Here is a 26,667-nt window from a genome sequence, read left to right as displayed (position 1 = left end):
CACGACACCTTTCCGGAGAACGACATGACGCACCCGCCCTCCCGCACGATCGCGATCACCGGCGCGGGCACCGGCATCGGCGCCGCGTGCGCGCGCCGCTTCGCCAGCCGCGGCGACCGCGTCGTGCTGATCGGGCGCCGTCAGGCGCCGCTCGACGCGCTGGCCGCCGAAACGGGCGGTCTCGCGCTCGCGGGCGACGCCGCGAGCACGGCCGACTGGGCCGGCTTCCTGCCGCGGATCGCCGAACGCTTCGGTCACGTCGACGCGCTCGTCGCATGCGCGGGCGGCCACGGCGTCGGCCGCGCGGACGAAACCGACGATGCGCGGTGGCGCGACGCGATGCACGCGAACCTGGACACCGCATTCGTCAGTGCACGCGCGTGCCTCCCCGACCTGATCGCGCAGCGCGGCAGCATCGTGCTGGTCGCGTCGATCGCGGCGCTCGCGGCCGGGCCCGGCGTATGCGGCTACACGGTCGGCAAGCATGCGCTGCTCGGGCTCGCGCGCTCGCTCGCGCGCGACTATGGCCCGCAAGGCGTGCGCGCGAACGCCGTCTGCCCGGGCTGGGTCCGCACGCCGATGGCCGACGCGGAAATGGAGCCGCTGATGGCCGCGCACGGCGATTCGCTCGACGGCGCGTACGCCCGCGTCAGCGCCGACGTGCCGCTGCGGCGGGCGGCCGATCCGGACGAAATCGCGGCCATCTGCGCGTTCCTCGCGTCGCCGGATGCGTCGTTCGTCACCGGCGCGACGCTCGTCGCCGACGGCGGCGCGATGGCCGTCGACGTGCCGACGCTCGCGTTCGACCGGCTTTGATGCAAGCCGGCACGCCGCCCGCGTGACGCCGGGTGGCGGCCGGCGAGTCGGCCGCCGGCCGCCCGTACCCGCGACGACACACGCGGCGCCCGCGCGTTTACCACCCCGGAAATCCGCTACCATCGACCGATCCCGCCGCCGCTCCCGGCCGGCCTCTGCGTTCGGACATCGATGAACATCCGGTTTCTTGAAACCTTCGTCTGGCTCGCGAAGCTGGAAAATTTCCGGCTCACGGCCGAAAAGCTGCACACGACGCAGGCCGCCGTGTCGAGCCGCATCGCATCGCTCGAGGAGGCGTTCGACGTGCGCCTGTTCGACCGCAACACGCGCTCGGCCACGCTCACGCCCGCGGGGCGGCGCATGCTGGCCTATGCGGAGCGGATCGTGCGGCTCGACGGCGAAATGCGCCGTGACATCGATGCGGCGAGCGACGCGGGCCTGATCCGGATCGGCGTGATCGAATCGATCGTGCACAGCTGGTTCCCGGCGCTGATGGCGCAACTGCGCGAGCGCTATCCGCGCCTCGACGTCGAGATCACGAGCGACACGACGCTGCACCTGACCCGTCTGCTCAGCACCGACGGCGTCGACCTGATCCTTCAGACCGACCCGGTGCCGGGCCCCGACTTCACGAACCTGCCGCTGTGCGAGTTCCCCGTACGCTGGGCCGCGAGCCCGCGCCTCGGGCTCGGCGGCCAGCCGCTCGACGTCGCGCGCCTGGCCGGGTTTCCGATCATCAGCTTCTCGCGCCACTCGGGTCCGCATGCGACGATCGAGCGCCTGTTCGCGGCCGTCGAGCGGCCGGCCAGCATCAACTGCATCACGTCGGTCGCCGCGATGATCCGCCTCGTCACCGACGGCTTCGGCGTCGCCGCGCTGCCGCCCGCGATCATCGGGCGCGAGCTGCAGGAAGGCGCGCTCGAACTGCTCGACGTCGAACCGGAATTCCCCGCGCTGCCGCTCGTCGCGACGTACCGCAGCCAGGGGCTGCCGGTGGCCGCGCGCATCGCCGAACTCGCGAGCGAAGTCGCACGTGCAACGGCCCCGGCTACGAGCTTCGCAAAGCCTGCCGCCCCGGCCGCGCCCGATCGCATCGACACGGCGGCGGCACGCAAGGCAACCCGGACGACAACAGCAACGCCGACAAAAACGAAACGCACGACGCGAGCCGCACCGGCGTCCCCCGCCGCGACACGCCGCCCGCGCCGCTCATAAGAAAACCTGTTCACCGCGAATTTGTTTTCTTGTTGGACGGGCGCGGCCCGTCTTCGGGACACTGCGGTTCCTGACACCCCCGTCACGAGGAACCCCGCGATGACCCGCCTTTCCCTCCCGCACGGCCAGCTTTGCGTCTGGACGGATGTCGACCCCGCGCACGAAGCCGACTTCAACGCGTGGTACGACCGCGAGCACATGCAGGAACGTGTCGCGATTCCCGGCTTCACGCATGCACGGCGCTTTCGCGCGACCGACGGCGGCCCGCGCAAGTACCTCGCGCTGTACGTGACGGAGGCGCTCGACGTGTTCCGCGGCGACGCGTACCGCCGCGCGTTCACGCAGCAGACCGCCTGGTCGCTCGCGAACTTCGAACGCATGACGGGCACGCAGCGGCGCGTCGGCGAGCTGACGATCGAGGCCGGCGACGGCGAAGGCGCGCATCTCGCGCTGTTCATGCTGCCGCCGCAGCACATCGACGTGCCGCCACTGCGCGCGCGCTTCGACGACGCGCTGCACGAACCGGGCATCCACGCCGCACGACTCTTCCGCACCGCGCCCGACCTGTCCGCGCCGATCGGCGCGGATGCGGCCGCCCGCCCGGCCGCCGATGCACTCGTACTGGTCGAAGGCAGCGACGCAGCCATCACGCGCCGCGTGGCCGCCGCGCTCGCCGGGCACGACGACGTCCGCACGTTCGACCTGCTGTGGCGCGCCGCCGCGCCGCCGCGGGTTGCGCACCGTGACGCCGAAGCCGAACCGGCCGCCGCGGCCGCATTGCCTGCCTGAACGCCGACACCGGCGCTCGCCGCACCGCACGCGGTCCGCACGCCGGTCCCTCTCCCGTCATCCGTCACGACCCGCCCGATACCATGAGCACTCTCGCCCAGCCCGCCGCCCACGCGCCCCGCCGCGTCCGCACCCGCCGACTCGCGACCGCGAGCATGATCGGTACGTCGCTCGAGTGGTACGACTTCACGATCTACAACACGCTCGCCGCGCTCGTTTTCAATCACCTGTTCTTCCCGTCGGTCGATCCGCTGGCCGGCACGATCCTCGCGTTCTCGACCTATGCGGTCGGCTACGTGTCGCGCCCGCTCGGCGGTTTCGTGTTCGGCAACCTCGGCGACCGCATCGGCCGCCGCGCGGTGCTGATGCTCACGCTCGTGCTGATGGGCGTGACGACCGCGCTGATGGGTGCGCTGCCGACCTACGCGCAGGCCGGTATCCTGAGCCCGGTCCTGCTCGTCGCGCTGCGTTTCGTGCAGGGCGTCGCGCTCGGCGGCGAATGGGCCGGCGCGGTGCTGCTGTCGGTCGAGCATGGCGACCAGAAGCGGCGCGGGCTGTCCGCGTCGTGGACGCAGATCGGCCCGTCGTTCGGCACGCTGCTCGGCACCGGCTGCATCGCGCTCGTGACGCTGTCGACCACGTCCGACGCCTTCCTGTCGTGGGGCTGGCGCGTGCCGTTCGCGGCCAGCGCGCTGCTCGTCGTGTTCGGTTTCTGGCTGCGGCGCGGCGTCGACGAAACGCCGCAGTTCGAGCAACTCGCCGAATCGCACGCGACCGCCGACGTCCCCGTCGCCGACGTGCTGAAGTATCACTGGAAGCGTCTGCTGATCGCGGGCGGCTCGCGGATCGGCTCGGACGTGCTGTATGCGCTGATCGTCGTGTTCACGCTGACCTATGTGACGACCGTGCTGCACCTGTCGCGCCCCGTCGCGCTGACGGCCGTGATGATCGGCACCGCATGCAACGCACTCGCGGTGCCGTTCTTCGGCGCGCTGTCGGACCGCTTCGGCCGCCGGCCCGTGTATCTCGCCGGCGCGCTGGCCGGCATCGTGTGGGCGTTCGTGTTCTTCGCGATGCTCGATTCGGCGCGCCCCGGCGCGATCGTCGCGGCGGTTGCGGTCGGTCTCGTGATCCATGCGGTGATGTATGGCCCGCAGGGCGCGTTCGTGACCGAACAGTTCCCCACCCGCGTGCGCTATGCGGGCTCGTCGCTCGCCTACACGCTCGCGGGCATCGTCGGCGGCGGCTTCGCGCCGCTCGTGATCGCCACGCTGTTCCGGCAGACGGGCACGACGACGGCCGTGTCGCTGTACGTCACCGCCGCGCTCGTCGTCACGTCGATCGCGCTGCTCGCCGCGCGCGAGACCGCACACCGGGCTCTCGAGGATTGAGCGCCGCCAGCCGATTCATTGCTTCGCACTTCAAATGGATATCCGCATGCAAGCCCTGTCGTTCAACGTGATTTCCCTGCAAGATGCACCGGCCGCCGTCGACGTCGACATCGAGCGCGTCGTGATTGCCGGCTGGGCCGGCCGCGACCCGGCCGCGATCCAGGCGCATATCGACGAACTCGCAGCGCTCGGCGTCGCGCCGCCGTCGACCACGCCGTGCTTCTATCGCGTATCGTCCGCGCTGCTCACGCAGGCGCCGTCGATCGGCGTGCTCGGTACACGCTCGGGCGGCGAGATCGAGTGCGTGCTCGTCGACAGCCCGGCCGGCACGCTGGTGACGGTCGGGTCCGATCACACGGATCGCGAGGTCGAGGCGTACGGCGTCGCGGTGTCGAAGCAGGTATGCGCGAAACCGCTCGGCCGCGATGCATGGCGGTATGCGGACGTCGCCGGTCACTGGGACGCGATCGAGATGCGTGCGTGGCTGATTGCGCGCGATGGCGAACGGGTCGCGTACCAGCACGGCGCGGTGAGCGGCCTGCTCGCGCCGGACGTGCTGTGGCGGCGTTTCGACGACCGCCGCACGATGCCCGCGCGCTGCGCGATGTATGGCGGGACGGTCGCCGTGCATGGCGCGATCGCGGCGATGGGCGACGGCGATGCGTTCGAGATGGAACTGCACGATCCGGTGCTCGGGCGCAGCCTGCGGCACCGGTATGCGGTCGAGGTGTTGCCGGTCGTGGCGTAACGGCAGCGGAAAACCGCACGGGACGCGCGCGGCGGCGTTCGGCCGGCGCGCCCGTTCCTACCTGTACGATTCAAAGCAGCGGTAGTCCGGAAAGTTGAACTGCGAGTTGTCGCAGTACAGCACACCTGCCAGGTTGGTACACCCGCTCAATGTGAACACGATTGCTCCCGCAACCGACGCTTTCCATCCGAATTGCCACATCGCGCCCCCGTTTTCGCATGATCGGTATCACCGACATGATGCGCATCGGACGTGCGCGGGTATGTGGAGAATTGTTGTCCCGCGGGTGCTTCAATGCGCGACGGCGCTTTCCCGTGCCCGGGCGAAGCCCGTCGCAAGGGCCCAGGCTCACTTGAGACACCCCAGCCCCGCCAGCGTCGCCTCCACCGCCGTATCGAGCGGCGTCACCGGCTCGCGGCCGAGCACCGCGGTGACGCGTGCGTTGTCCATCCGCAGCGGCTCGCGCCACAGGTAACGCATCTCCAGCATCTCGCGCAGCGTCGTGACGAACGGCGCCGCCGCCCACACGAGCCACCACGGAAAGCGCCGCACCACCGGGCGCGCCCCGTGCCGTTGCGCGACGCGCTGCACGGCCTGCGCCATCTGCGTGCCGTCCGCATCCCAGTGCCCGCCCAGATGAAAACGCGCGAACGGCTCCAGCGCATCGCGCCGTTCGATCAGTTCGACCATCGCGCGGGCGGCGTCCGGCAGGTACGACCACTGATGGCCGACGCCCGGCCGCCCCGGTACATTGACGGTCGCGACGGGCCGTCCGGGCTTGATCAGCCCCTGCGAGAACCAGTTGTTGCGGGCGCTCGCCCCGAAGAAATCGCCCGCCCGCACGATGATCGTGCGCACGCCCCGCGCGGTCGCGTCCTGCAGCCGCCGCTCCATCTCGACGCGGATCGCGCCCTTGCGGGTCGCCGGATGCTGCGGGGCATCCTCCCGCAGCAGCGGGAACGCATCCGCGCCATAGTTGTAGACGGTCCCGGGCAGCACGATGGTCGCCTGCGCCCCCGTCGCCGCCGCGATCGTGTTGTCGATCATCGGCAGCACCTGGGTCGGCCAGTTCCGGTATCCGGGCGGATTCACCGCATGCACGATCACGCTGCAGCCGCCTGCGGCACGGACCACCGCGTCGCGATCCAGCGCATCGCCGCGCATCCACACGATGCCGTCGCGCTCCACGACCTCGGCATCGAGCCCGCGCTTGAGCGCACGCACCTGCCAGCCTGCATCGCGCAACTGCCGCGCGACTTCCCCGCCAATCCCGCCGCTCGCACCGAGCACCAGTACCTGCCGGTGCGCCATGCCTGTATCCGTCGTCATCGCCGCTCTCCTTGAATGAACCATCGTGAGACGCATTCTGGCGTGCCGGCGACTAACAATAAATTGCCTAACCTCGAAGATCGACTATACATTTATGTATGACCATCGATCTGAACTGGGAACGCTACCGGACCTTTCTCGCCGTGCTGACGGAGGGCTCGCTTTCCGGCGCGGCGCGCGCGCTCGGCATCACGCAGCCGACGGCCGGCCGCCACGTCGCGGCGCTCGAAGCCGCGTTCGGCCAGACGCTGTTCACGCGCTCGCCGTCGGGCCTGCTGCCGACCGAGGCGGCGCTTGCGCTGCGCGGCCACGCCGAAGCGCTGCGCAGCGCGGCGGCCGCGTTCGAGCGCGCGGCCGCGAGCCACGGCGCGGGCGTGCGCGGCATCGTGCGGATCTCGGCCAGCGACGTGATCGCCGTCGAGGTGCTGCCGCCGATGCTCGCGCGGTTGCGGCGCGAGCATCCGGGGCTCGTGATCGAACTGGTGCCGACCGACCGCATCCAGGACGTGCTGAAGCGCGAGGCCGACATCGCGGTGCGGATGGCGCCGCCCGCGCAGGAGGCGCTCGTCGCGCGGCGCATCGGCGAAATCGAGGTCGGGCTGTATGCCCGCGACGACTACCTCGCGCACAACGGGACACCCGCGACGATCGATGCACTCGCGCATCATGCGCTGATCGGCTTCGATACGGTCACGCCGTTCATCCGTTCGGCGGGGCGCGGGATGCCGTCATGGAAACGCGACGCGTTCGCGCTGCGCACCGACAGCAACCTCGCGCAACTCGCGATGATCCGCGCCGGCTACGGAATCGGCTTCTGCCAGTCGGCGCTCGCGAAACGCGACGCCCGGATCGTGCGCGTGCTGCCGGACGCACTCGCGATGCGGCTGGAAACCTGGGTCGTGATGCACGAGGACCTGCGGACGAGCCCGCGCTGCCGTGCCGTGTTCGACGCGCTCGCCAACGGGTTGCGTGCTTATGTCGATGGCGAAACCGCCGAGTAGACGGCGGCTGGCGTGAATCGCGCGGGCCGCGCTATTCGTAGCTTTTTCCGGCGAACAGGATGTCCGCGAGACGGCGCCACGGGTTCTCGGGCACGTCGTAGAACCGCAGCCCTTCCTCCGACGCCTCGGCCCAGTCGACCATCGCCTCCAGGTACTCGCCGATCGAGCGGTTTTCCCAGCCGAGCGCGGCATGCGCGTACGGTGACGGCGGCATGTCGGCCTCGAGCTGCCGCTCCTTGTGCCAGTCATGGCCGAGCACGCGGAGGAAGTGGATCAGCGAGCGCTCGTCGACCACGCGCTCCAGCGCGTCCTGCAGCCTTTCGGCCATCTGGTTCTTCAGATCGTCGTTCATGCCTGTCGTCCCCTGGCGCGCCTCCCGGATACGCACCGCCGCGTGTCGCGCGGCAAGGTTTTACATCAGCAGCTGGCGCGACAGCACTTCGCGCGCCTGGGTGACGGTCTCGCGTTCGCCCGGCATCGGCGGCGTCAGCGAAAACACCGCGTCGGGCAGCGGCGGCAAGCGGAATTTCGTGCCGAGCCGCATCAGGCCGTCGCCGATCGCCGACGCGCACAGGCAGCCGACCCCGAGCCCGGCCGCGAGCATCGACTGCAGCCCCGCGACCCCCGATGCGCTGTGCACCAGCACGTACGGCGTGTGCTGCTCGTCGAGCGAGCGCACGGCGACCTGATGCATCATGCAGTCGTCCGGCAGCAGCACGAGCGGCAGGGGCTCGGGCAACTGCTCGGCGAGCGCGGGCGACGCGACCCACGACAGCGGCTCGCGCCGCAACACCCAGCGCGCATCGGCCGACGCCGGCCGGAACGGCCCGCTCGACAGGTTCATCACGACGCCGAGATCGATCTGCCCGCGCGCGTGCGCGGCCTCGATGTCCACGCTCTTCATCGCGCTCACGTGCAGGCTCAACTGCGGATAGCACTCGCGCAGCCGTGCCAGCATCCCCGCCACTTCATTCGTACGGTAGTAGTCGGTGATCGCGACGCGCAGCTCGCCCTTGATCGCCTGCCCGCGCAGCTCGTCGAACGCGGCCTCGTTCAACGCGACGATCCGCCGGGCGTGCTGCAGCAGCCGCGTGCCGGCCGGCGTCGGCTCGACGCCGCGCTTGCTGCGCACGAACAACGGCACGCCGGCGCGCGATTCGAGCTTGCGCACCTGCTCGCTGACCGTCGACTGCGACAGGTGCAGCAGCGGCGCGGCGGCCGACAGGCTGCCGGCGTCCGCGACCGCCGCGAAAGTGCGCAACTGATCCAGGTCGAAACCGCGCATCGCCCTCTCCATCCATCGAATAACCCGATGGATGCTACCACTCTTTCCCGCTTTTCCGAACCATAGGCGATCGCCAGAATACGGGGTCAACGGCCGGCGTGCGTCGCCTGCACATACGGCCCTCATTTTTTGGACCCTGCTGCCATGACGAACCCCACCCTTGCTCCTTGCGCGCCGGCCGGCGCGGCCGCCGCGGCGACGCCGCGCAGCCATCACGGCTGGGCGCTCGTGGTCCTGCTGGTCGGCGCCATTCTGCCGCCGCTTGACTACTTCATCGTGAATCTTGCGTTACCGGCCATCCGCGACGGCATCGGCGCGCGCCCCGCCGAACTGCAGCTCGTCGTGTCCGCGTATGCATGCGCGAGCGCGGTCGTCCAGATCACGGGCGGCCGCCTCGGCGACCTGTACGGCCGCAAGCGCATGTTCATGACCGGCATGGCCGGCTTCGTGCTCGCGTCGACGCTGTGCGGGCTCGCCGGCAACGGCACCGTGCTCGTCGGCGGCCGCGTGCTGCAGGGCCTGTTCGCCGCGATCCTCGCGCCGCAGGTGCTCGCGACGATCCGCAGCGTGTTCAGCCCGCAGGAACAGGTGCGCGTGATGGGCTTCTACGGGTTCGCGTTCGGCCTCGCGGCCGTGATCGGCCAGCTCGGCGGCGGCGCGTTGATCAGCCTGCATCCGTTCGGGCTCGGCTGGCGCGCGATCTTCCTCGTCAATCTGCCGATCGGCATCCTTGCGCTGATCGGCAGCTGGCGCTTCATTCCGGAGAACCGGCCGCCGCGCGGCCAGCGCATCGACGTGCCCGGCACGGTGCTGATGTCGCTGTTCCTGCTGATGCTCGTGTACCCGCTCACGCACGGCCGCGAGGCCGGCTGGCCGCTGTGGATGGTCGCGTGCCTCGTCGGCGCGCTGCCGATGCTCGGCGCGCTGCTGGCCGTCGAATCGCGCCGGCTCGCCGGCGGCCGCGATCCGCTGCTCGACGTGCGCCTGTTCCGCAACCCGGTCGTCGCGCTCGGGCTCCTGCTCGCGTTCCTGTTCTACATGCTGAGCGCGTTTTTCCTGAGTTACGGGATCTATCTGCAGGGCTGCCTGAACTGGTCGCCGCTCGCGTCCGGGTTCGCGATCCTGCCGCTCGGGCTCGGCTTCCTCGCCAGTCCGCTGCTGATGCCGCGCCTCGTCGGCCGGTTCGGCGGCCATCGCGTCCTCACGCTCGGCTTCGTGATGCTCGCGGCCGGCGTCACGACCGCTGCCGCGCTCGCGAGCGAAGGCGCGCCGGGGCCCGGCTTCTATGCCGGCATCGCGGCGATCGGGATCGGACAAGGGCTCGTGTTGCCGTCGGTCGTACGGATCGTGCTCGCGGAAGTCGACGCGGCCCGCGCGGGCGTCGCGTCCGGGATGGTCAGCGCGATGCTGCAGATCGGCGCGGCCGTTGGTGCCGCGACGATCGGCGGCGTGTTCTTCGCCCGGCTCGGCAGCCATCCGGCCGCGGTCGATTACGTGCAGGGATTCAGGACGTCGATGTTCACGCTGACGGTCGTGTTGCTGGCGTGCATCGCCTTGTCGACGGCGCTCGGGCCGCTGCATCGCCGGCTGCATGCCGGCGCGTGAACGGGAGCGAGACGGACTCGCCCGCAGGCCGACCGGGCCGGGAGCAGCCCCCCCCCGGCGCCCCCGGTTCAATGCGGTTGCTTGCGCTGCGCTTGCCGCGCCTCCCATTCGGCCAGGTCGATGCGATACTGCGCAAGCGCCTCGTCATACAGGTCGAAGACGCACGGCGAGCAGCCGCTGTTGCAACAGTCTTCCAGTTCGGGCTGGATGGGCGGGGTCGGACGGGGATCGTCGACGGACGGATCCTCTGAAGCTTGATTCGGCACGGCGTGTTCCGGTGATGTGGAACGGTCAGTATAGGGCGATCCGGGCCGCCGCCGCTTTCGGCAAGCCTGGCGGATCGACGATCAACGCATCCGTCACGGCGCGACTGCCGACCGCGGCACTCCGCTGCGTTCGCCCCATTTCCCCCAACAGGAGCCGCGCGATGGCCGAAGCCGTGAATCCACCGGAAGTCTGGGCGCCGTTCGGCGCGTTCTCGATGGCCGTGATCCAGGGTGACGGCCGGATCGTGCATCTGAAAGGGCAAGTCGCGCTCGACCGCGACGGGCAGGTAGTCGGTGCCGGCGACATGCGCGCCCAGATTCGCCGGACACTCGACAACGTCCGCGATGTGCTGGCGGCGCTGGGCGGGCAGATGCGCGACGTGATCTCGCTCGTCCATTACGCCACCGACATCGAGGCATTCATGCAGGCCGGCGACATCCGCAACACGTACTTCGCCGCACCTTATCCGGTGACGACGACCGTCCAGGTCGAGCGTCTCTACCATCCCGACCTGCTGATCGAGATCGCGGCCATCGCCGAGATTCCGGCGGCGCGGTTTCGTCGCCCGGAGACGGCCGTGTGACGGGCATCGGCCCGCGTGGGATCGCGCGCCGGCGCGGCATTCCCGCCCGGCGCGCGCCTGCTCGCCACCCGCCCGCTTATTTCGCCGACCCGCCGGTCTTCGCGGCCCCCGGCTTGTCGGCCAGCGGCTGCCACGCGGCACCGAGCGAATACCAGTCGACGCGGCGCGTGAGCGTCATGATGCCGGCGAGGATCGCGAACAGCAGCAGCGAACCGAGCATCAGCGCATTGTCTTCCGACAACAGCAGCCCGTAGAGCGCCGCGTACAGCATCGCGAGCAGCACCGCGAACGTCGCGCCGCGTTTCACGCTGTGCAGCACGAACGACAGGTAGAAGCCGAGCAGCCCGATGCATGCGCTGCTCGCCGCGAGATACGCATAGCCGAACGCGATGTGCTCGGACAGGCTCAACAGCAGCAGGAAGAACAGCGCGAGCGACAAGCCGACCAGCGTGTACTGGATCGGGTGAATGCGCAACCGCTTCACGAGCTCGTACATGAAGAAGCTCGCGAACGTGAGCAACACGAACAGCGCACCGTACTTCGTCGCGCGCTCGGCCTGCAGATAGACGTTCACGGGCTCGATCACCGACACCGACGCCATCTCGATCGCGCCCTCGCCGTTGCCGTTGCCCGACGCGACCTGCTCGCGCGCCTTCGTGTTGAACGACGTCACGTGCCAGTTGCTGGTGAAGCCGTTTGCATCGATCGTGCGCTCGCCCGGCAGGAATGCGCCGCCGAAGCTCGGATGCGGCCACTTCGACTTCAGCGAGAAATCGTTCTGGTCGGCCACCGGCGCGAACGCGACCGATTCCGCGCCGACCAGCGGCAGGTCGATGCTGAACGGCACGACCGCGCCCGCTTTCGCGAGCGCCGCGAGATCGACGTTCGCATGCACGCCCTGGTGCAGGCTCTCCAGCCGCGTGCCCTGCTCGATCTCGAGTCGCTCGCCGCCGATGCGCAGGTCGGGCTGCGCCTTCAGCCCGCGAATGTCCCCGATGCCGAGCGCGACATACGCGTCGTCGATCGCGAAGCTCACGTGGCCGTCCGCCTGCGGCAGCTTCTTCAGGTCCGGCAGCGCGAGCGTGCCCGTCATCCGGCTCGCCAGGTCGTACACGAGCGCCTTGTGGATGCCGCGATAACGGACCTTGATGTCGAGCGCACCGTCGACGTTCAGCGTCTTCGGAAACACGAGCATGCGTTTCGTCTCGCTTCGGAGGCTCGTCTTCGGCGCGCCGCGGGGCGGCGCGCTGTCGCGTACGCGCGTGACTTCCGTGTAACGCACGACGAGCACCGGCCCCGTCACCGTCTGCGGGCCCGCATAGCTCGCCCAGATGCTCTGCAAGGCGCTCTCGCGATACTCGGCGCGTTCCCGCACGATGCTCTGGACCATCTGCAGCGGGATCAGGATCGCCAGCGCGAGCAACGCGGTGATCATGGATTTGAACAACAGGACTCGATTCATTGCCGACCGACACCGTAGTGGAAGATGCGGTCAGCATGAGCGGCCCCGGTGAAGGGCGATTGAAGCCGGTGTGAAGCGAATGTGTGGCGAACGTGAAGTGCACTCAGCCGGCCGACGGCAGCGTGAGCGTCGCGCACGCGCCGCCTTCGTCGCGGTTCGCGAGCGCAACCTGGCCGCGGTGCAGCATCGCGACCTCGCGGACGAAACACAGCCCGAGGCCCGTGCTGCGATCCTGCCCGTCGGGGCGCGGCAGCGAATAGAAGCGCTCGAACACGCGCGACAGCGCGTAGTCGGGCACGCCGGGGCCGTCGTCGTCGACGCGCACGACCGCGACGTGCGCCCTGCCCGCCGCCCGCCGTTCGAGCGCGATCCGGATCGTGCTGCCCCGTGGCGCGAAATCCAGTGCATTGTCGAGCAGGTTGCCGAGCGCCTGCCGCAGCAGGAACGGATCGCCTTCGACGACCGCCGGATCGGCCGCCTCGTTCGCGTCGATCCGCAAGCTCACGCCGCGCTGCCGCGCGCGCGGCTCGATATCGTCGACGAGCTGGTCGAGCACCGGCCGCAGCGCAACCGGTTCGCGCACCGACAGGCGCTGCTGCTGCTCGACCTCGGCCAGCGCGAGCAGCTTGCGGATCATCTGTTCGAGGCGGCCGGCCTGGCGGCGGATGTTCTCGGTGAAGCGCCGGCGGTTCGCGACCGGCATGTCTTCCTGCAGCAGTTCGGCCGCGCCGCTGATCGCGGCCAGCGGGCTTTTCATCTCGTGCGTGAGTGTGTGGATGTAGGTTTCGACGTACTGTCGGTCCTCCAGCCGCCGATGCATGCTTTCCACCGCGCGCCCCAGCTCGGCCAGCTCGTTCGCGCCCTGCAGCGGCATCGCCGCGCGCTCGCCGGCCGCGATCGCGCGCGCATAGCGCTGCAGGCGCCGCAGCCCGAGCACCAGCCACCACGTGCACGCCGCGCCGATCAGGATCGCGCCGCCCATCAGCAACGCGCCGTACAGCATGATCTTGCGCTGGCTGCGCGCGATGAACGGCGCGACCGTCTGGTTCGGCTTCGCGATCGTCAGCACGCCGATGATCTCGTTCCCGCGCCGGATCGGCGCCGCGACGTGCATCACGGTGCTGCCGTCGTCGTTCGGATCGCTGCGCGTGCTGCGCGCGCCGTATTCGCCGCGCAGCGTCCGGTACACGTCGTTCCAGCGCGAATAGTCCTGGCCGACCGCGCTGCCGGACGAGTCGTAGCGCACGATGCCGTGCGCGTCGGTGACGTAGAGGCGGTAGCCGATCGCGTTCTTCTGGATGCCCCACACGTTCGCGCTGACCGGACGCTCGTGCAGCTTGCCGAGCTGACGCGCGAACGCGCCGTCGGCGATGTGCCCGTTCGCCAGGTCGTCGGCGGCCAGCGCCGCGAGTACCTGCGCGGTATCGACGAGCGTGTCCTCCATCGCCTCGCGCACGCCGGGCTTCACCTCCTGCACGAACACGCGCAGCGTGATCAGCGCGGCGAGACCGACGATCAGGAAAAAACCGAAGAAGATGCGCAGGCCGATATGCATGGGCGGTGCCGGTCGTTACGGTTGCAGCGAATAACCCATGCCGCGATGCGTGCGGATCGGGTCGCGCTCGGGATCGATCGCGCGCAGCTTGGCGCGCAGTGTCTTGATGTGCGTGTCGACCGTGCGATCGGCGGAATCGAATGCCTCGTGCCACACGAGGTCCATCAGCTGTTCCCGCGAGTAGATGCGCCCCGGATGCCGGACCAGCAGCGCCAGCAGGCCGAATTCATAACGCGTGAGGTCCAGCGCGTGGCCGAGCCACGATACGCGCGCGCCGTCGGTGTCGAGCGTGAAACCCGGCGCGGTCGGTTCCGCCGGCGCCGCCGCGGGCCCGGGCGCCGGTTCCGGCGCGGCCGTCCGATGGAAGCGGCGCAGGATCACACGTACCCGCGCCGCCAGCTCGCGCGGCGAGAACGGCTTGATCACGTAATCGTCGGCGCCGATCTCGAGCCCGACGATCCGGTCGATCTCGTCGTGCCGCGCGGTCAGGAAAATCACCGGAATGTCGGTAAACGTGCGCAGCCGCCGGCACACTTCGAAGCCGCTGAGGTCCGGCAGGCCGACGTCGAGCACCACGAGATCGAAGCGCGTGTCGCGCAGATGGTCGAGCGCCGCCTGTCCGAGCGTGCAGTGGACGGTCTGCATGCCGTCGGTGCCGAGGGCGTAGACGATCGTGTCCGCGATCGCCGTTTCGTCTTCGACGATCAGGATATTGGGCTGATTCATGGTCTCGGGTCTGGGTCGCGCAATCCGGTGCGACATTGTACGCACGACCGGCCGCGCGAGCCCCTTCCCGGCTGGTGCGTTACGCCACGCGGCCGCTCACCGGAATCGATGCGCCGGTGATCGCCTGCGCGTCGGCCGACAGCAGGAACCCGATCGTCGCCGCGATCTGTTCCGGCCGCACCCAGCGCGTGAAATCCGCGTCGGGCATGTCCGCGCGGTTCGGCGGCGTATCGATGATGCTCGGCAGGAGGGCGTTCACCGTCACGCCGCGGTCGAGCAGCTCGGCCGCCAGCGCCTCGGTGAGGCGCGCGACGCCGGCCTTCGCGGCCGCATACGGACCCATGCCCGCGCCCGCCTTGAAGGCCGCGCCCGCGCCGATGTTGACGACACGGCCGGCCGGGCTCGCCAGCAGGTACGGCAGCGCGGCTTTCGATGCGTTCAGCGCCGTCTTCACGTTCAGTTCGTACATGCGGTCCCACGTGGCGGCATCGCCGTCGGCGATCGTCTGCCACACGAATGCGCCCGCGATGTTCAGCAGCGCGTCGACCCGGCCGAATTCGCGGTTGACCGACTCGAGTGCCCGCGCGGCCGCCTGTGGATCGACGAGATCGATGCCGCCGATGCGCAATGCATCGGCCGGCACGCCGGGCAGCGCCGGTGCACCGGGGGCCGCGCCGCGGCCGATCAGCGCGACGCGTGCGCCGCGCGCGCCGAGCCATGCGGCTGTCGCGACGCCCAGATGGCCGAATCCGCCGGTGATCGCGACTGCCTTGCCTTTCAGGTCGTGTTCCATCGATGCGTTCTCCTGGATCGAGGGTGATTGACGAAGATCCGACAGCGTAGCGCCGTTCACGCATCCGTGCGCACGGCGACGAGGCTGCGGCGGCGCAGCTCCTCCGTCGTTTCGCCCTGGTTGCCCGGCCGCCAGCCCGGCGGCAGCACCACGAAACGGAGCGCGGTCCACACGTCGCGGGCCGTCGCGACGTCGCGTGCCAGGCTCGCCCAGTGCTCGAGCTCGACGACGAACGGATTGCGCGAACGCGTCGGCGTGACGAGGCCGTAGCGGCACGGTTCGTCGTCGCGCTCGGCGACATAGGTGCCGAACAGCCGGTCGAACACGATCAGCACGCCGCCGTAGTTCGCATCGAGGTAATCGAGGTTCGACGCATGGTGCACGCGATGCGCGGACGGCGTGTTGAACACGTATTCGAGCCAGCCGAGCTTCGGCATCCACGTGTTGTGCAGCCAGAACTGGTACATCAGGTTGAACGACAGGATCGCGAGCACCGCTTCGGGACGCACGCCGAGCCACACGAGCGGCGTGAAGAACATCGCGGCGCCGGCGATCTTGCCGGTCCAGCCGAGGCGGAACGCGGACGACAGCGTCAACTGGTTCGGGGAATGATGCACCGCATGCGTCGACCAGAAGAAGCGCACGCGGTGCGACGCGCGGTGATACCAGTAGTAGCAGAATTCCTGGCCGACGAACACGAGCAGCGCGAGCGCGACGCTGTGGAGCGGGATCGTGAAGAGCCGGTGCGCCCATGCCAGATCGAACACGGGCGTGGCGAGCGACAGCGGCACGAGCGCGAGCAGCTTGCGGCCCGCGAGATCGGCAAGCGACAGCCACACCTCGTCCCAGTCGAACGGTTCGGGCTGGCGGCTGCGGCGCCAGGTGAGCACGGCCGCCTCGACGAGCGAGACGGCAACGATGAAGAGCGTGACGATGTACGCGAGCTTTCCGGTGGTGGTGAGCATGATGGGCCTTTCCTTCGGTTGAGCCGGACGCGTCATGGGCAGCACATGCCGCTGTCGCGTCGAATGGAATGCACTGTAGGGGGCAAGGAACGGAAAGGCCACGCAGGAAATATGTCGCCGTATGTCGCGATGAAGTGGGTTCGCGCGGCCGGCAGCGGTCGCGGACGCGTGTGGACTGGAGATCGGGCCGGCGGAAGGCGAACGCGTGCGTGTCCGGCGAAAAATATGTCGCGGTATGTCGCGGTATGTCGCGGTATGTCGCGGTATGTCGCGGTATGTCGCGGTATGTCGCGGTATGTCGCGGTATGTCGTGGTATGTCGCGGTTGAGCCGGCCGGCGGCGTGTGCAACAGGTGTTCGATGGAATCGGCAGCGACTGGACGACATATGTGGATCGGCGCGGTGCATGCATGAACCGGTCGGCAAATATGTCGCCGCATGTCACCGCGACACGTTTGCGCGCCGTGAACTGGATGTGCCGCCCCCTGCCGTCAAACCTCCCCGCTCGTGACTGCATCGCCGTGATCCGTTGCCTGGTGCGGCACGCCCGCGATCGACGCGGCCGACGCACGCATTCGTCGTACCGAAAAACACCGCGCCGCGTGTAACACCGCGACATCTTTCATGACGCGACGGATGCGCGTCGCCGTCCTAAAGTTCGTCCCGTCGCCACGCCACCGCGTGCACCGCAACGAACCGCAAGGACACCCGATGAAAAACCGCTTCCTCGTCACCGCCGCCGCCCTCGTCACACTCGCCAGCGCGCCGGCCTTCGCCGGCTGGTCCGGCCACGGCACCGCCTACACGCCGCGCGGCACCTACAGCGGCGCGCATGCCGGCTCGTGCGGCGGCGGCAGCTGCTCGCATGCCGGCGGCGTGATCGGCCCTGGCGGCGGCCTCGCCACCAATACGGGCACCGTCACGCGCACCGCGCCCGGCCAGTTCTCGAACAGCGGCACGGCCGTCGGCCCGAACGGGCGCTCGGTCGAGCACGGCGGCGACACGAGCTGCGCGGACGGCACCTGCTCGCACACCGGTTCGCTGACGGGTTCGGACGGCCGCAGCGCGTCGACGTCCGGCAGCGTGACGCGCAACGGCCCGGGGCAGTACACGTCGAGCGGCACGATCACGGGTTCGGGCGGCAACACGGCCAGCCACGCCGCATCGACGAACTGCGCGGGTTCGACCTGCTCGCGCTCGGGCACCGTGACCGGCACCGACGGCGGGAGCGTCACCCGTTCCGGCAGCGCGACGCGCGTGGCGCCGGGTGTCGTAACGACGTCGGGCGGCTCGACGATCGTCCACGGCGGCACGGTGTCGACCGGCGGCACGACGGTGATCCACGGCGGCACGGCGGCAGGCGGTACGGTCGTCGTGGCAGGCGGGACGGCGCCGGTACCGGTACCTGTCGCGCCGCCCCCGCCGGCCGCCGTGATCGTGGCCGCGCCACCGGCAGCCGCCACGGTCGCCGTTGCCGCGCCTGCGCCGGCACCTGCCGCAGCCGTGGCCGCGGCACCGCCGCCCGCACCGGCTGCCGTCATCGTCACGCCGCCGCCCCCACCGAAAGTCGTGCATGTCGCGCCACCGAAGGCCGTCGTGGTCGCCGCCGCGCCACACGTCGTCTACGTCGCACCGCCGCCGCCGAAGGTCCTGTACCTCGCGCCGCCGCTGCCCCGGGCCGTGTACGCCGCCCCGCGCGCCGTCTATGCCGCTCACCCGCCGCGCGCCGTCATCTGGGTGCCCGCGCACTGGGCCGGCCGCGTCTGGGTCCCCGCGCACTGGGCGTAATTCCGCCGAAGCCCGTTTCGCATTCCACCCGATTCCGTTTCATCAACCCACCCGGCCGGCGCAGACCCGTCAGCCACGCAAGGAGAAACCCCATGAAGTCCATCAAGAAGATGATTGCCGCCGTCGTTTTGTGTATCGTTTCTGCAGCAGCGTCGGCCCAGCAGGTGCCGCCGGGTGCGGCGGCTGGCGGCCTGCGCGCCGAACATGCGCTGATGCAGTTGCAGACCCGTTTCGCCAGCGCGAACACGACGCACGACGGCAAGCTCACCCGCGAGCAGGCCGCCGCGGGCATGCCGATGGTCGCGCAGCATTTCGACGAGATCGACGTGCAGCACAACGGCTACGTCACGCTCTCGCAGCTCGCCGGTTTCATGCGCCAGCGCATGGCGGCCCGCTGATCGCGGCGCGCGTGCGGCCCCGCAGTACGCACCGGGAGGCAGCCAATGGAACAGCCTTGCAGGATCGTCGTGCTCGACGACGAAGCCGAGTTGCGCAACATGCTGCAACGCTTCCTGACCGGCCACGGCTTCCAGGTGCGCGCGGTGGCCGACGGCAAGCGGCTCGACCGCCTGCTGCAGCGCGAACCGTACGACCTGCTCGTGCTCGACCTGATGATGGAACCCGAGGATGGCCTGAGCGTGTGCCGGCGCCTGCGCGCCGAAGGCCAGACGCTGCCGATCCTGATGCTCACCGCGAAAGGCGACGCCGCGGACAAGGTCGTCGGCCTGGAGACGGGTGCCGACGATTACCTGGCCAAGCCGTTTCTCCCCGACGAACTCGTGGCCCGCATCCGTGCGCTGTTGCGACGGCAGAGAATGGCGGCCGGCGAACCGACGGTCACGTCGCAGCGCTTGCGTTTCGGCGCGTTTACGTTCAACGTCGGCCAGCAAACCCTGATGCGCGACGGCGTGCCCGTCGAGATCCATTCGGCGCAGATGCTGCTGTTGCATGCGCTCGGTTCGTCGCCGAACCGCGCGGTGAGCCGCGAAAACCTGCTCGCCCGCGCGCGCGGCCGCGACCACGCCGCACTCGACCGCAGCGTCGACGTGCAGATCCTGAGGCTGCGCCAGATCGTCGAGGACGATCCCGGCAAGCCGCGCTTCATCAAGACGGTCTGGGGCATCGGCTACATGCTGGTGGCCGGCGTCGAATCGTGATGCGCATCCCGCTGCCGCGCTCGCTGCTCGCGCGCAACATCGCGCTGCTGGTCGCGCTCGTCGCGCTGTCGCTCGTCTGTTCGCTCGGCGTGCTGCTGCACTACGTGCAGCGTCCGCGTATCGAGCGCGCGTCGATCATCTTTTCCGACTACGTGCAGTTGCTCGACCGGGCACTCGCCGGCATGCCGCCCGATGCGGGCCGCGCGCTCGTCGTGCACCTCGGCGGGCGGGCCTCGCCGCCGCCTGCGGCACCGCCGCATGCGCCGGACCTCGCGGCCTTCTTCCGCACCTGGCAGCGCGACGTATTCATGCAGGCGCTCGAACGCCACCTGCCGTCCGACCTGCCGGCGCGCTGGCAGTCGGGCGACGACGAACGCCTGTGGATCCGGCTCCATGCCGCCGGCTCGCCGGTGTGGGTGCCGCTGCCGATGGCCGCCGACGCACAGGCGAGCGGCATCACGACGGCCCTCGTGCTGTCGGTCGCGCTGGCGCTGCTCGCGGCGCTGACCGGCTACCTGATCCAGCTCCACCTGAACCGGCCGCTCGACGCGCTGGCGCGCGCGGCGCAGCGAGTCAGCGCGGGCGAACGCCCGCCGCCGCTGCCCACCGACGGCCCGACCGAAATCGCCGACGTGAGCCGTGCGTTCAACAGGATGGCCGATGCGCTGCAACAGGCGGACGCAACCCGCTCGCTGATGCTGGCCGGCGTGTCGCACGACATCCGCACGCCGCTCACGAAATTGCGCCTGGCGATCGCGATGGCGCTGCCGCGCGGCACGCACGACACGCTCACCGCATCGACCGAGCACTACCTCGACCAGATCGATACGATCCTGCAGCAATTCATGGATTACGCCGGCAGCGGCGAGCGCGAGACCCCGCAAACCGGCGACCTGAATGCGCTGATCGGCCAGCTCGTCGCGGATTTCGCGGGGCTCGGACACGCATTCGAATTCGACGACGGCGACGTGCCCGCGTTTGCGTTCCGCCCGATCGGCCTGATGCGGCTGCTGATGAACCTGATGCAGAACGCGGTCGTCTACGGTCGCACGGGCCTCGGCGTACGGACCTGGACCGAGCACGGCATCGCGTATGCGGTCGTCAGCGATCGCGGCAACGGCGTCGGCGCCGCCGAACTCGAACGGCTGAAGGCACCGTTCAGCCGCGGCGCGAACGCGCGCGGCCATGCCGGCGGCACGGGGCTCGGCCTTGCGATCGTCGAACGGATCGCCCGCCTGCACGGGGGTTCGCTGACGTTTCGCGACCGCGATGGCGGCGGCCTGGAGGCCGTCGTCGCGCTGCCGCTCGATCCGCCTGCGCCGGCCCGGCCGCCGCTGTCGGCGTGACGGCCTGACAGCCCGACTGCGCGGCGCATGTCGCGCACCGGCGCGTGACATGCGCCGACATAATTCCTGCGTGGCGCGCGACACCCGACCTCAGCATACTTGCGCCTGCGTGTTGCGCAGCGGCATGAACCCTCTCCCTCGCCAGCGATCACGCCCCGCTTCCGATCGTTCGCGTTCCTGAATGCCGCGATGGTATCGGCACCTTCATCCAGACCACGGAGATCGACATGTTCCCTTCCCTTCGCGCATTTGCCGCCCATGCCAAACATCTGACCCGCGTCGCGCTGATTGCCGGCACGCTCGCGATGACCGGTTGCGCATCGACCGCAACCACGACCACGGCCGCCGCGCCGGCAGCCCGCACGCTGCCGCGGGTTCATGCCGAGGTCGTCTACGTCTCCGCGTTCGACGTGGGCACCACCGACGTCCAGGTCGACGGAGGAATGATCCACACGCTCGCGACGCTCGCCACCGGTTCGTCCGCCGACGCACAGCGCCAGCAGCGCGCGCTGAAGACCCGCGATCAACTCGCCGATGCGCTCGTGCGTGAACTCCGGGCGCAGGGCATGCCCGCGCTGCGCGGCCCGGTACCCGACGGCCGCGACGCGCTGGTGATCGAAGGCCGGTTCGACACGATCGACGCCGGCAACCGTCGCCGCCGCATCCTGATCGGGCTCGGCGCGGGCAAGAGCGAAGTGGGCGCATCGGTCACGGTGCTGTTTCAGCCGGCGCACGGCATCGCGCAGCCGCTCGGCACGTTCTCGGCCAGCGCGAACAGCGGCCACCTGCCCGGCATGATCGAAACCGCCGGAGTGGGCGCGGTGGCCGGCCGGCTCGCGACGTCGGCGGCAGTCGGCGCCGGCCTGCATGGCGCGTCGGAAGCAAAGCACGACACGGTGGCTTCCGATACGGACCGCCTCGCGCGTTCGATCGCGAAGCAATTCGCCGCGCAGAATGCGGCGAATGCATGGCTGCCGACCACGTCGGCAAGCTGACGCGCCGCGACGTCTCGCGCACGGCCCGGCCGGCACGGAGGCGGACGGCCGGGCATAATGCGCGAGGCCAGCGCGCCGCGCCGCCGTACCGGGCCACCCGCCGGCCCGCGTCGACCGCGGCCCGAATCCCGAATCCCAACCCGTCAAGTCCATGCAAGTAATCGTCGTAGGAACCGGCAAGCTGGCCCACGAACTGCTCGATGCGCACACGCTCGACCCGGCAATCTGTCGCGTGCTGCCCTGGGCGGACAGCACGCGAACCGACACCCGAGGTACCGACGTCCGACGTAGCGACGCCCGACGTACCGACGCCCGATCGATCGTCGTGCACGCCGGTTCCGGCCGCGAACTCCCCGCCGCGATCGCGTTCTGCCGCGCCACCGTGTCGCCGCTCATCGAGTTGTCCACCGGCTCCGACCTCGAAACCGCGTCGCACGATTTTCCGGTCGTGCTCTGTCCGAACACGAACATCCTGATGCTCAAGTTCATGAGCATGCTGGAAACCAGCGGCCACCTGTTTCGCGGTTGCGAGATCAGCCTGACCGAGTCGCATCAGGCCGCCAAGACGTCCGTCCCCGGCACGGCCGTCGGCATCGCCCAGTCGCTCGGCGTGCCGGCGGAGGACATCCGCTCCGTGCGCGACCCGGACGTGCAGCGCGGCGAATTCGGCATCCCCGACGATCAGCTCGGCCGCCATGCGGTGCACCGGATACACATCGACGACGGTGCATGCAGCCTGCGGCTCGAATCGCGTGTGTACGGCGCGACCCCTTACGCGGACGGCGTATCGCGCATCGTCGAAGCCGTCCTGCAACAGGATCTCGAGAACCGCCGGTATTCGATCGTCGAATTCATCCGCAACGGCTGGCTGTAGTCACGGCGACAGGCGGGCCAGCGGTGACGCCGCCCGCCACGCCCGCCACGCCTGCCGGCCGCGGCCTTCCCGCCGAGGCGGCTTGCGACGGTTCGCGCCCGCCGTCAGGCGTCTCCCAGCACCGCACCGCTTTCCGGCAAGGTCGCCCCGCCGTCGACGACGATCGTCTGCCCCGTGATGTACGCCGCGTCGGCCGATGCGAGAAACAGCATCGCGTTCGCGATGTCCTCCGGCTCGCCCATCCGCGCGAGCGGGATATCGCGTGCGATCTGCGCCGTGACCGACGCGTCGCCGAGATTGCCGGCCGCCGGGGTACGGATCATTCCCGGCTCGACGCCGTTCACCGTCACGTTGCGACGCGCAAGCTCCAGCGCCGCCGCGCGAATGAAGCCGTTCACGCCGGCCTTCGACGCCGCGTAATGCGCGAGCCCCGGATAGGCGACGCGCGGCCCCGTCACCGACGACGTGACGAGCAGCCGGCCCGCCCCCGCACGCTCGAACGCCGGCAACGCGGCCTGCGCGAGCCAGAACAGCGCCGACAGGTTGACCGACAGCGTGCGCGCGAGCGTCGGCTCGTCGATGTGCGTGAACGGCGTCAGCGGAAAATACGCGGCGTTGTGAACGACGACATCGAGCCGGCCGCCGTCGCGCTCGACTGCCGCGACGAGCGCGCCCAGTTCGTCCCGGCTGGCTGCGTCGACCCGGTACGCCCGCGCGTCGCCGCCCGCGCGGGCCAGCGCTTCGGCCTGCGCGGCAGCCGCGTCGCCGTTCAGGTCGGCGACGGCGACGAACGCATCGGACTCCGCGAAACGGCGTGCGATCGCCGCGCCGATCCCCTGCGCGGCGCCCGTGACGAGCACGACGCGCCCGCTGAAATCCGCGCGCAGGCGGCCGCTGCCCGGCACCGCATTCATCGCTGCGCCTCGCCGCCGAGCGGGTGCACGGTTTCGTTCAGCACCTGCGCGTACGCGCCGATCTGGAAGTTCGACAGCGACCCGAAATCGCCGCCCTGATAGCCGAAGATCTTGCCGTCGGTCTTGCGCTGCGCGAGATCGATCAGGACGACGCCAAGCGTCGGCACCACCTTTTCGCGCCACACGAACAGATACAGCGCGTCGGCGATCCTGAAGTAGTGACAGCGGTCGACATCGGCCAGCCCGCCTTCGACGCCCTGCAGGCACTGCCACGCGTAGAAGTTCTCGTTCAGGTAGATGTGCTCGTAGCATTCGGTCGGGCTGTAACGGTACATCGTGCGCTTGCCGATCAACTCGCGCGTGGGTGCATGCAGCGGCCCCGGCTGCGCGTGGCCGCCGAGCGTGCCGTGCCGGAATGCCGCGTCGACGCCCGTCAGCGGCAACCCGCGCGCGACGCGCGTGAATGCGTCGATGCGCGTGTCGGCTTCGGTCGGCAGCACGCCGACGACCGACGTCCATACGCCCTGGTCGAGATCGATCACGAGACTGACCGACGTCGCGCGGGCAGCCGTGTCGATGTAGTCGACGAAGTACAGCCCCTCGCGCAGCCGCGTCACGCGGCACGGCTCGCGGCCGCCCGTGTCGGTCGCCGCGTCGCGCCACTGCAGCGCGCCCGGCTCGAACGAATAGACGCGCCATGCGCCCGCTGCATCACCGAGCACGAGCGTGCGCCCGGCGAGCGCGTCGACGGACGCGAGGATGTTCGCTTCCGGCGCGAAGCCGTCCGCGAGCGCACCAACCTGAATGAATACCGGATCCTGTCGTTCCACCTGCCGTCTCCCGCGCAGCTTCAGGCCCGACGGGCCGTGTACGCTGCCGATATGCACATGGTGCGGGCTGCGCATGCCGCGCGGTATCCGCCAAAAGGATGAAGGGCGCGCGGCGCCGGAACGCGCTAAAGTGCACGTGATCCGCGCCGCGACCGGCGCGAGGAGCGCACATGCACCGTGTCACCCACTACCGACGCACCGGCGAAGGCATCGAGGCGATCAGCCTCGAATCCGACCGCGCGTTTCCGCGTCACGCGCACGACGAATTCGGAGTCGGCGTGATCGTCAGCGGCGCGCACCGGTCGTGGAGCGGCCGCGGGCAGGTCGACGCGCTGGCCGGCGATGCGATCATGGTCAACCCGGGCGAAATGCACGACGGATCGCCGATCGATGCCGGCACGGGCCGGCGCTGGCGGATGCTGTACCTCGCACCCGCGCTGGTGGCGGGCGTCGCGGCGGAAGAAGGCCTTGGCGGCGTCGAGCTGGCGCATCCGGCCGTGCGCGACGCGCGGCTCGCGGCCGCCGTCGGCCGGCTGCATGCTCGCATCGTCGCCGGCGCATCCGAGTCGATCGCCCGCGACGAGGCGCTCGTGATGCTCGTCGCCGGGCTGCTCGCCCGGCATGCGAACCGCACGCTGCCGGCGGCCGGCGTCGCACCGGCGGTCCGCGTGGCCCGTGAGCGGCTCGACGCGGCGCCGGCCGCGCCCGTTTCGCTCGCCGAACTGGCCGGCCTGAGCGGGGTGAGCCGCTTCCAGCTGCTGCGCGGCTTTGCGCGCGAGCTCGGCATCACCCCGCATGCCTACCTGATCCAGTCGCGCGCCCGGCTGGCGCGCGCGCTGCTCGCCAGCGGAATGCCGATCGCCGATGCCGCGGCCGAAGCCGGTTTTGCCGACCAGAGCCACCTGACGCGCGCATTCGCGCGCCAGTTCGGAATCACGCCCGGGCGGTTCGCGCAGGCGGTTTGACGCGAGCGCCCTCTTGATGCGCCGGGCCCAGTCGCACCGCATTTGAAGGCAGTCGCCCGCACGACGGTCACCGGTGGTCCGCGGATCGCCGGCGCACGCAAGCAGCACACCGCAATCAGGCCTCCGTCGCTGCAATTTCATTCAAGACGCACGTGGCCGCCGCACGCGACGATGCGGCGCATGAAAACACGACTGATCGGCTATCTCTATCTCGCCGCCGCGATGGCGGGCGTCGGCAGCACCGTCATCGCGAGCCGTCTCGCGGCCGGCGGCCTGCCGCCGTTCGCGGCCACGGCACTGCGTTTCCTGATCGCGACGCCGCTGCTGTTCGCGCTGATGCGCGCGCAGCGCATGCGCTGGCCGCGCCTTTCCGCGCGCGACGCCGTCCTGCTCGTCATTCAGGCCGCGGCGGGCGGCGTCGGCTATACGGTGCTGCTGATCAGCGGCACGCAGTTGTCGTCGCCGCTCGACGCGGGCGTGATGCTCGGCACGCTGCCGGCCATGTCCACGCTGATCGCGGCCGTCGTGCTGCGCGAGCGGCAGACGCCGCGCGACTGGGCGGCCGCCGCGCTCGCCACGGCCGGCGTGCTGTTCGTCACGTTCGCACCGGGCCACGCGATGCCGTCGTTCCAGACGCTTGCCGGCGACGCGCTGGTGCTGGCCGCCGTCGCGTGCGAAGCCGTCTTCATCCTGCTCAACCGGCGGCTGGCCGCGCCGCTGACGCCGCTCGCGCTGTCCACCGCGATGTCGGGCCTCGGCTTCGTGCTCGCGCTCGTGCCGGCGGCATTCGAATGGCGCGCGGCCGCGCATGGCTGGACCGTCGGCGCGGTATCGGCGATCGCCTACTACGCGCTGGTACCGACCGTGCTCGGCTACCTGTGCTGGTACGCCGGCTCGGCCCGCACCAGCGGCACCGAGGCCGCGCTCTTCACGGCGGTCGCGCCGGTCTCGGCCGTGCTGTTCGCGGTCGCGCTGTTCGGTGAAACGCTGACCGGCACGCGAGTCGCCGGCATCGCGCTCGTCGTCGCGGGCATGCTCGTCGGTGCGACTCGGCGGCGCGAGCGCCGCGCAGACACACGCGATGCGAAGCCCGCGAGCCCCGCGCCCACCACCGCGCAAGCCGCCGCCGACTGACCCGCGCCCATCGCGGGATGACGGCAACGGCGGCCGCTTCCCGTCGTCATATGGCCCATCGCCCGCACGCTCCGGCAACTGTAGGAATGTGTCCGCGGGCCGCAAATCGATTGCGCGCCACCTCGCAAGATGCAA

The 26,667-nt window shown here is 70.1% G+C and carries 27 protein-coding genes; 16 read left to right on the top strand and 11 right to left on the bottom strand.

Annotated elements, in window-relative coordinates; genetic code table 11:
* Positions 1-24: 24 nt before the first annotated feature.
* From HWX00_RS16840 to HWX00_RS16820, 5 genes are all read left to right on the top strand, one after another.
* Positions 25-816, top strand: a complete 792-nt coding sequence (locus HWX00_RS16840) for an SDR family NAD(P)-dependent oxidoreductase (protein WP_034189532.1) — start codon at positions 25-27, stop codon at positions 814-816.
* A gap of 171 nt (positions 817-987) precedes the next feature.
* Positions 988-2,031, top strand: coding sequence for a LysR family transcriptional regulator (locus tag HWX00_RS16835; RefSeq protein WP_175028393.1), 1,044 nt, complete (start codon positions 988-990; stop codon positions 2,029-2,031).
* A 99-nt stretch (positions 2,032-2,130) separates the two neighbouring features.
* Positions 2,131-2,820, top strand: coding sequence for a DUF4286 family protein (locus tag HWX00_RS16830; protein ID WP_175028394.1), 690 nt, complete (start codon positions 2,131-2,133; stop codon positions 2,818-2,820).
* A gap of 83 nt (positions 2,821-2,903) precedes the next feature.
* Entirely contained in the window at positions 2,904-4,211 is a 1,308-nt protein-coding gene (locus HWX00_RS16825) for an MFS transporter (protein ID WP_049033354.1), read from the top strand.
* Positions 4,212-4,257: 46 nt separating this feature from the next.
* Positions 4,258-4,959, top strand: coding sequence for a DUF2848 domain-containing protein (locus tag HWX00_RS16820; protein ID WP_034189531.1), 702 nt, complete (start codon positions 4,258-4,260; stop codon positions 4,957-4,959).
* A gap of 348 nt (positions 4,960-5,307) precedes the next feature.
* Here HWX00_RS16820 and HWX00_RS16815 read toward each other — a convergent pair whose 3' ends face one another.
* Positions 5,308-6,288 carry an NAD-dependent epimerase/dehydratase family protein gene (locus HWX00_RS16815; protein WP_175028395.1) on the bottom strand — a complete coding sequence of 327 codons (981 nt, stop codon included), beginning with the start codon at positions 6,286-6,288 and terminating at the stop codon, positions 5,308-5,310.
* Between the two features lie 98 nt (positions 6,289-6,386).
* Between HWX00_RS16815 and HWX00_RS16810 the strand changes: the two genes are divergently transcribed.
* On the top strand, positions 6,387-7,289 hold the full coding sequence (locus HWX00_RS16810; RefSeq protein WP_049033348.1) for a LysR family transcriptional regulator: 903 nt from the start codon (positions 6,387-6,389) through the stop codon (positions 7,287-7,289).
* Positions 7,290-7,320: 31 nt separating this feature from the next.
* On the opposite strand, the gene HWX00_RS16805 is transcribed toward HWX00_RS16810, so the two are convergent.
* Positions 7,321-7,641 carry a DUF7660 family protein gene (locus tag HWX00_RS16805; protein WP_034189454.1) on the bottom strand — a complete coding sequence of 107 codons (321 nt, stop codon included), beginning with the start codon at positions 7,639-7,641 and terminating at the stop codon, positions 7,321-7,323.
* A gap of 60 nt (positions 7,642-7,701) precedes the next feature.
* Entirely contained in the window at positions 7,702-8,574 is an 873-nt protein-coding gene (locus tag HWX00_RS16800; protein WP_034189453.1) for a LysR family transcriptional regulator, read from the bottom strand.
* 144 nt (positions 8,575-8,718) lie between these two features.
* Between HWX00_RS16800 and HWX00_RS16795 the strand changes: the two genes are divergently transcribed.
* Positions 8,719-10,179: an MFS transporter gene (locus tag HWX00_RS16795; RefSeq protein WP_059556765.1), complete on the top strand. Its 1,461-nt coding sequence runs from the start codon at positions 8,719-8,721 to the stop codon at positions 10,177-10,179.
* Positions 10,180-10,247: 68 nt separating this feature from the next.
* On the opposite strand, the gene HWX00_RS16790 is transcribed toward HWX00_RS16795, so the two are convergent.
* On the bottom strand, positions 10,248-10,445 hold the full coding sequence (locus HWX00_RS16790) for an oxidoreductase-like domain-containing protein (RefSeq protein ID WP_034189451.1): 198 nt from the start codon (positions 10,443-10,445) through the stop codon (positions 10,248-10,250).
* A gap of 161 nt (positions 10,446-10,606) precedes the next feature.
* Here HWX00_RS16790 and HWX00_RS16785 point away from each other — a divergent pair, with 161 nt between their 5' ends.
* A complete protein-coding gene (locus HWX00_RS16785; protein ID WP_049032533.1) occupies positions 10,607-11,029 on the top strand; it encodes a RidA family protein in 423 nt (140 codons plus the stop codon).
* A 76-nt stretch (positions 11,030-11,105) separates the two neighbouring features.
* Here HWX00_RS16785 and creD read toward each other — a convergent pair whose 3' ends face one another.
* The 5 genes from creD to HWX00_RS16760 form a co-directional block, all read right to left on the bottom strand.
* The gene (gene creD, locus HWX00_RS16780; RefSeq protein WP_175028396.1) at positions 11,106-12,491 is read right to left on the bottom strand and encodes a cell envelope integrity protein CreD; all 1,386 of its coding nucleotides are present in this window, start codon (positions 12,489-12,491) and stop codon (positions 11,106-11,108) included.
* Positions 12,492-12,594: 103 nt separating this feature from the next.
* Positions 12,595-14,046: a two-component system sensor histidine kinase CreC gene (gene creC, locus HWX00_RS16775; RefSeq protein WP_175028397.1), complete on the bottom strand. Its 1,452-nt coding sequence runs from the start codon at positions 14,044-14,046 to the stop codon at positions 12,595-12,597.
* Between the two features lie 15 nt (positions 14,047-14,061).
* Positions 14,062-14,772 (bottom strand): two-component system response regulator CreB, encoded by a 711-nt coding sequence (creB, locus tag HWX00_RS16770; RefSeq protein WP_034189447.1) that lies wholly within the window; start codon positions 14,770-14,772, stop codon positions 14,062-14,064.
* 79 nt (positions 14,773-14,851) lie between these two features.
* A complete protein-coding gene (locus HWX00_RS16765; protein WP_069245965.1) occupies positions 14,852-15,565 on the bottom strand; it encodes an SDR family NAD(P)-dependent oxidoreductase in 714 nt (237 codons plus the stop codon).
* Positions 15,566-15,621: 56 nt separating this feature from the next.
* Positions 15,622-16,530 carry a sterol desaturase family protein gene (locus tag HWX00_RS16760; protein WP_175028398.1) on the bottom strand — a complete coding sequence of 303 codons (909 nt, stop codon included), beginning with the start codon at positions 16,528-16,530 and terminating at the stop codon, positions 15,622-15,624.
* A gap of 710 nt (positions 16,531-17,240) precedes the next feature.
* On the opposite strand from HWX00_RS16760, the gene HWX00_RS16755 reads away from it, so the two are divergent.
* From HWX00_RS16755 to HWX00_RS16730, 6 genes are all read left to right on the top strand, one after another.
* On the top strand, positions 17,241-18,317 hold the full coding sequence (locus tag HWX00_RS16755; protein WP_059556952.1) for a hypothetical protein: 1,077 nt from the start codon (positions 17,241-17,243) through the stop codon (positions 18,315-18,317).
* 92 nt (positions 18,318-18,409) lie between these two features.
* Positions 18,410-18,715 carry an EF-hand domain-containing protein gene (locus HWX00_RS16750; RefSeq protein WP_226194096.1) on the top strand — a complete coding sequence of 102 codons (306 nt, stop codon included), beginning with the start codon at positions 18,410-18,412 and terminating at the stop codon, positions 18,713-18,715.
* Between the two features lie 45 nt (positions 18,716-18,760).
* Complete coding sequence (locus HWX00_RS16745) at positions 18,761-19,474, top strand: response regulator (protein WP_175028399.1); 714 nt, start codon at positions 18,761-18,763, stop codon at positions 19,472-19,474.
* Positions 19,474-20,820: an ATP-binding protein gene (locus HWX00_RS16740; RefSeq protein WP_175028400.1), complete on the top strand. Its 1,347-nt coding sequence runs from the start codon at positions 19,474-19,476 to the stop codon at positions 20,818-20,820. The genes HWX00_RS16745 and HWX00_RS16740 overlap by 1 nt, the downstream gene beginning before the upstream one ends.
* Positions 20,821-21,047: 227 nt before the next feature.
* On the top strand, positions 21,048-21,815 hold the full coding sequence (locus HWX00_RS16735; RefSeq protein WP_175028401.1) for a DUF4410 domain-containing protein: 768 nt from the start codon (positions 21,048-21,050) through the stop codon (positions 21,813-21,815).
* A gap of 151 nt (positions 21,816-21,966) precedes the next feature.
* Positions 21,967-22,689, top strand: a complete 723-nt coding sequence (locus tag HWX00_RS16730; RefSeq protein WP_175028402.1) for a dihydrodipicolinate reductase C-terminal domain-containing protein — start codon at positions 21,967-21,969, stop codon at positions 22,687-22,689.
* A 104-nt stretch (positions 22,690-22,793) separates the two neighbouring features.
* On the opposite strand, the gene HWX00_RS16725 is transcribed toward HWX00_RS16730, so the two are convergent.
* Both HWX00_RS16725 and HWX00_RS16720 read right to left on the bottom strand, forming a co-directional pair.
* Positions 22,794-23,603: an SDR family oxidoreductase gene (locus tag HWX00_RS16725; protein WP_124670303.1), complete on the bottom strand. Its 810-nt coding sequence runs from the start codon at positions 23,601-23,603 to the stop codon at positions 22,794-22,796.
* Positions 23,600-24,433: a molybdenum cofactor biosynthesis F family protein gene (locus tag HWX00_RS16720; protein WP_175028403.1), complete on the bottom strand. Its 834-nt coding sequence runs from the start codon at positions 24,431-24,433 to the stop codon at positions 23,600-23,602. The genes HWX00_RS16725 and HWX00_RS16720 overlap by 4 nt, the downstream gene beginning before the upstream one ends.
* Positions 24,434-24,603: 170 nt before the next feature.
* On the opposite strand from HWX00_RS16720, the gene HWX00_RS16715 reads away from it, so the two are divergent.
* Both HWX00_RS16715 and HWX00_RS16710 read left to right on the top strand, forming a co-directional pair.
* Positions 24,604-25,398, top strand: a complete 795-nt coding sequence (locus HWX00_RS16715) for an AraC family transcriptional regulator (protein WP_049029533.1) — start codon at positions 24,604-24,606, stop codon at positions 25,396-25,398.
* A gap of 180 nt (positions 25,399-25,578) precedes the next feature.
* Positions 25,579-26,532, top strand: a complete 954-nt coding sequence (locus tag HWX00_RS16710; protein WP_175028404.1) for a DMT family transporter — start codon at positions 25,579-25,581, stop codon at positions 26,530-26,532.
* Positions 26,533-26,667 lie beyond the last annotated feature (135 nt).

Origin of the sequence: Burkholderia seminalis DSM 23518 (assembly GCF_902832885.1) — a bacterium.
Lineage (GTDB): Bacteria > Pseudomonadota > Gammaproteobacteria > Burkholderiales > Burkholderiaceae > Burkholderia > Burkholderia seminalis.
The sequence above is the reverse complement of the archived record's forward strand: the minus strand, read 5'-3'. Positions and strand labels throughout refer to the sequence as shown.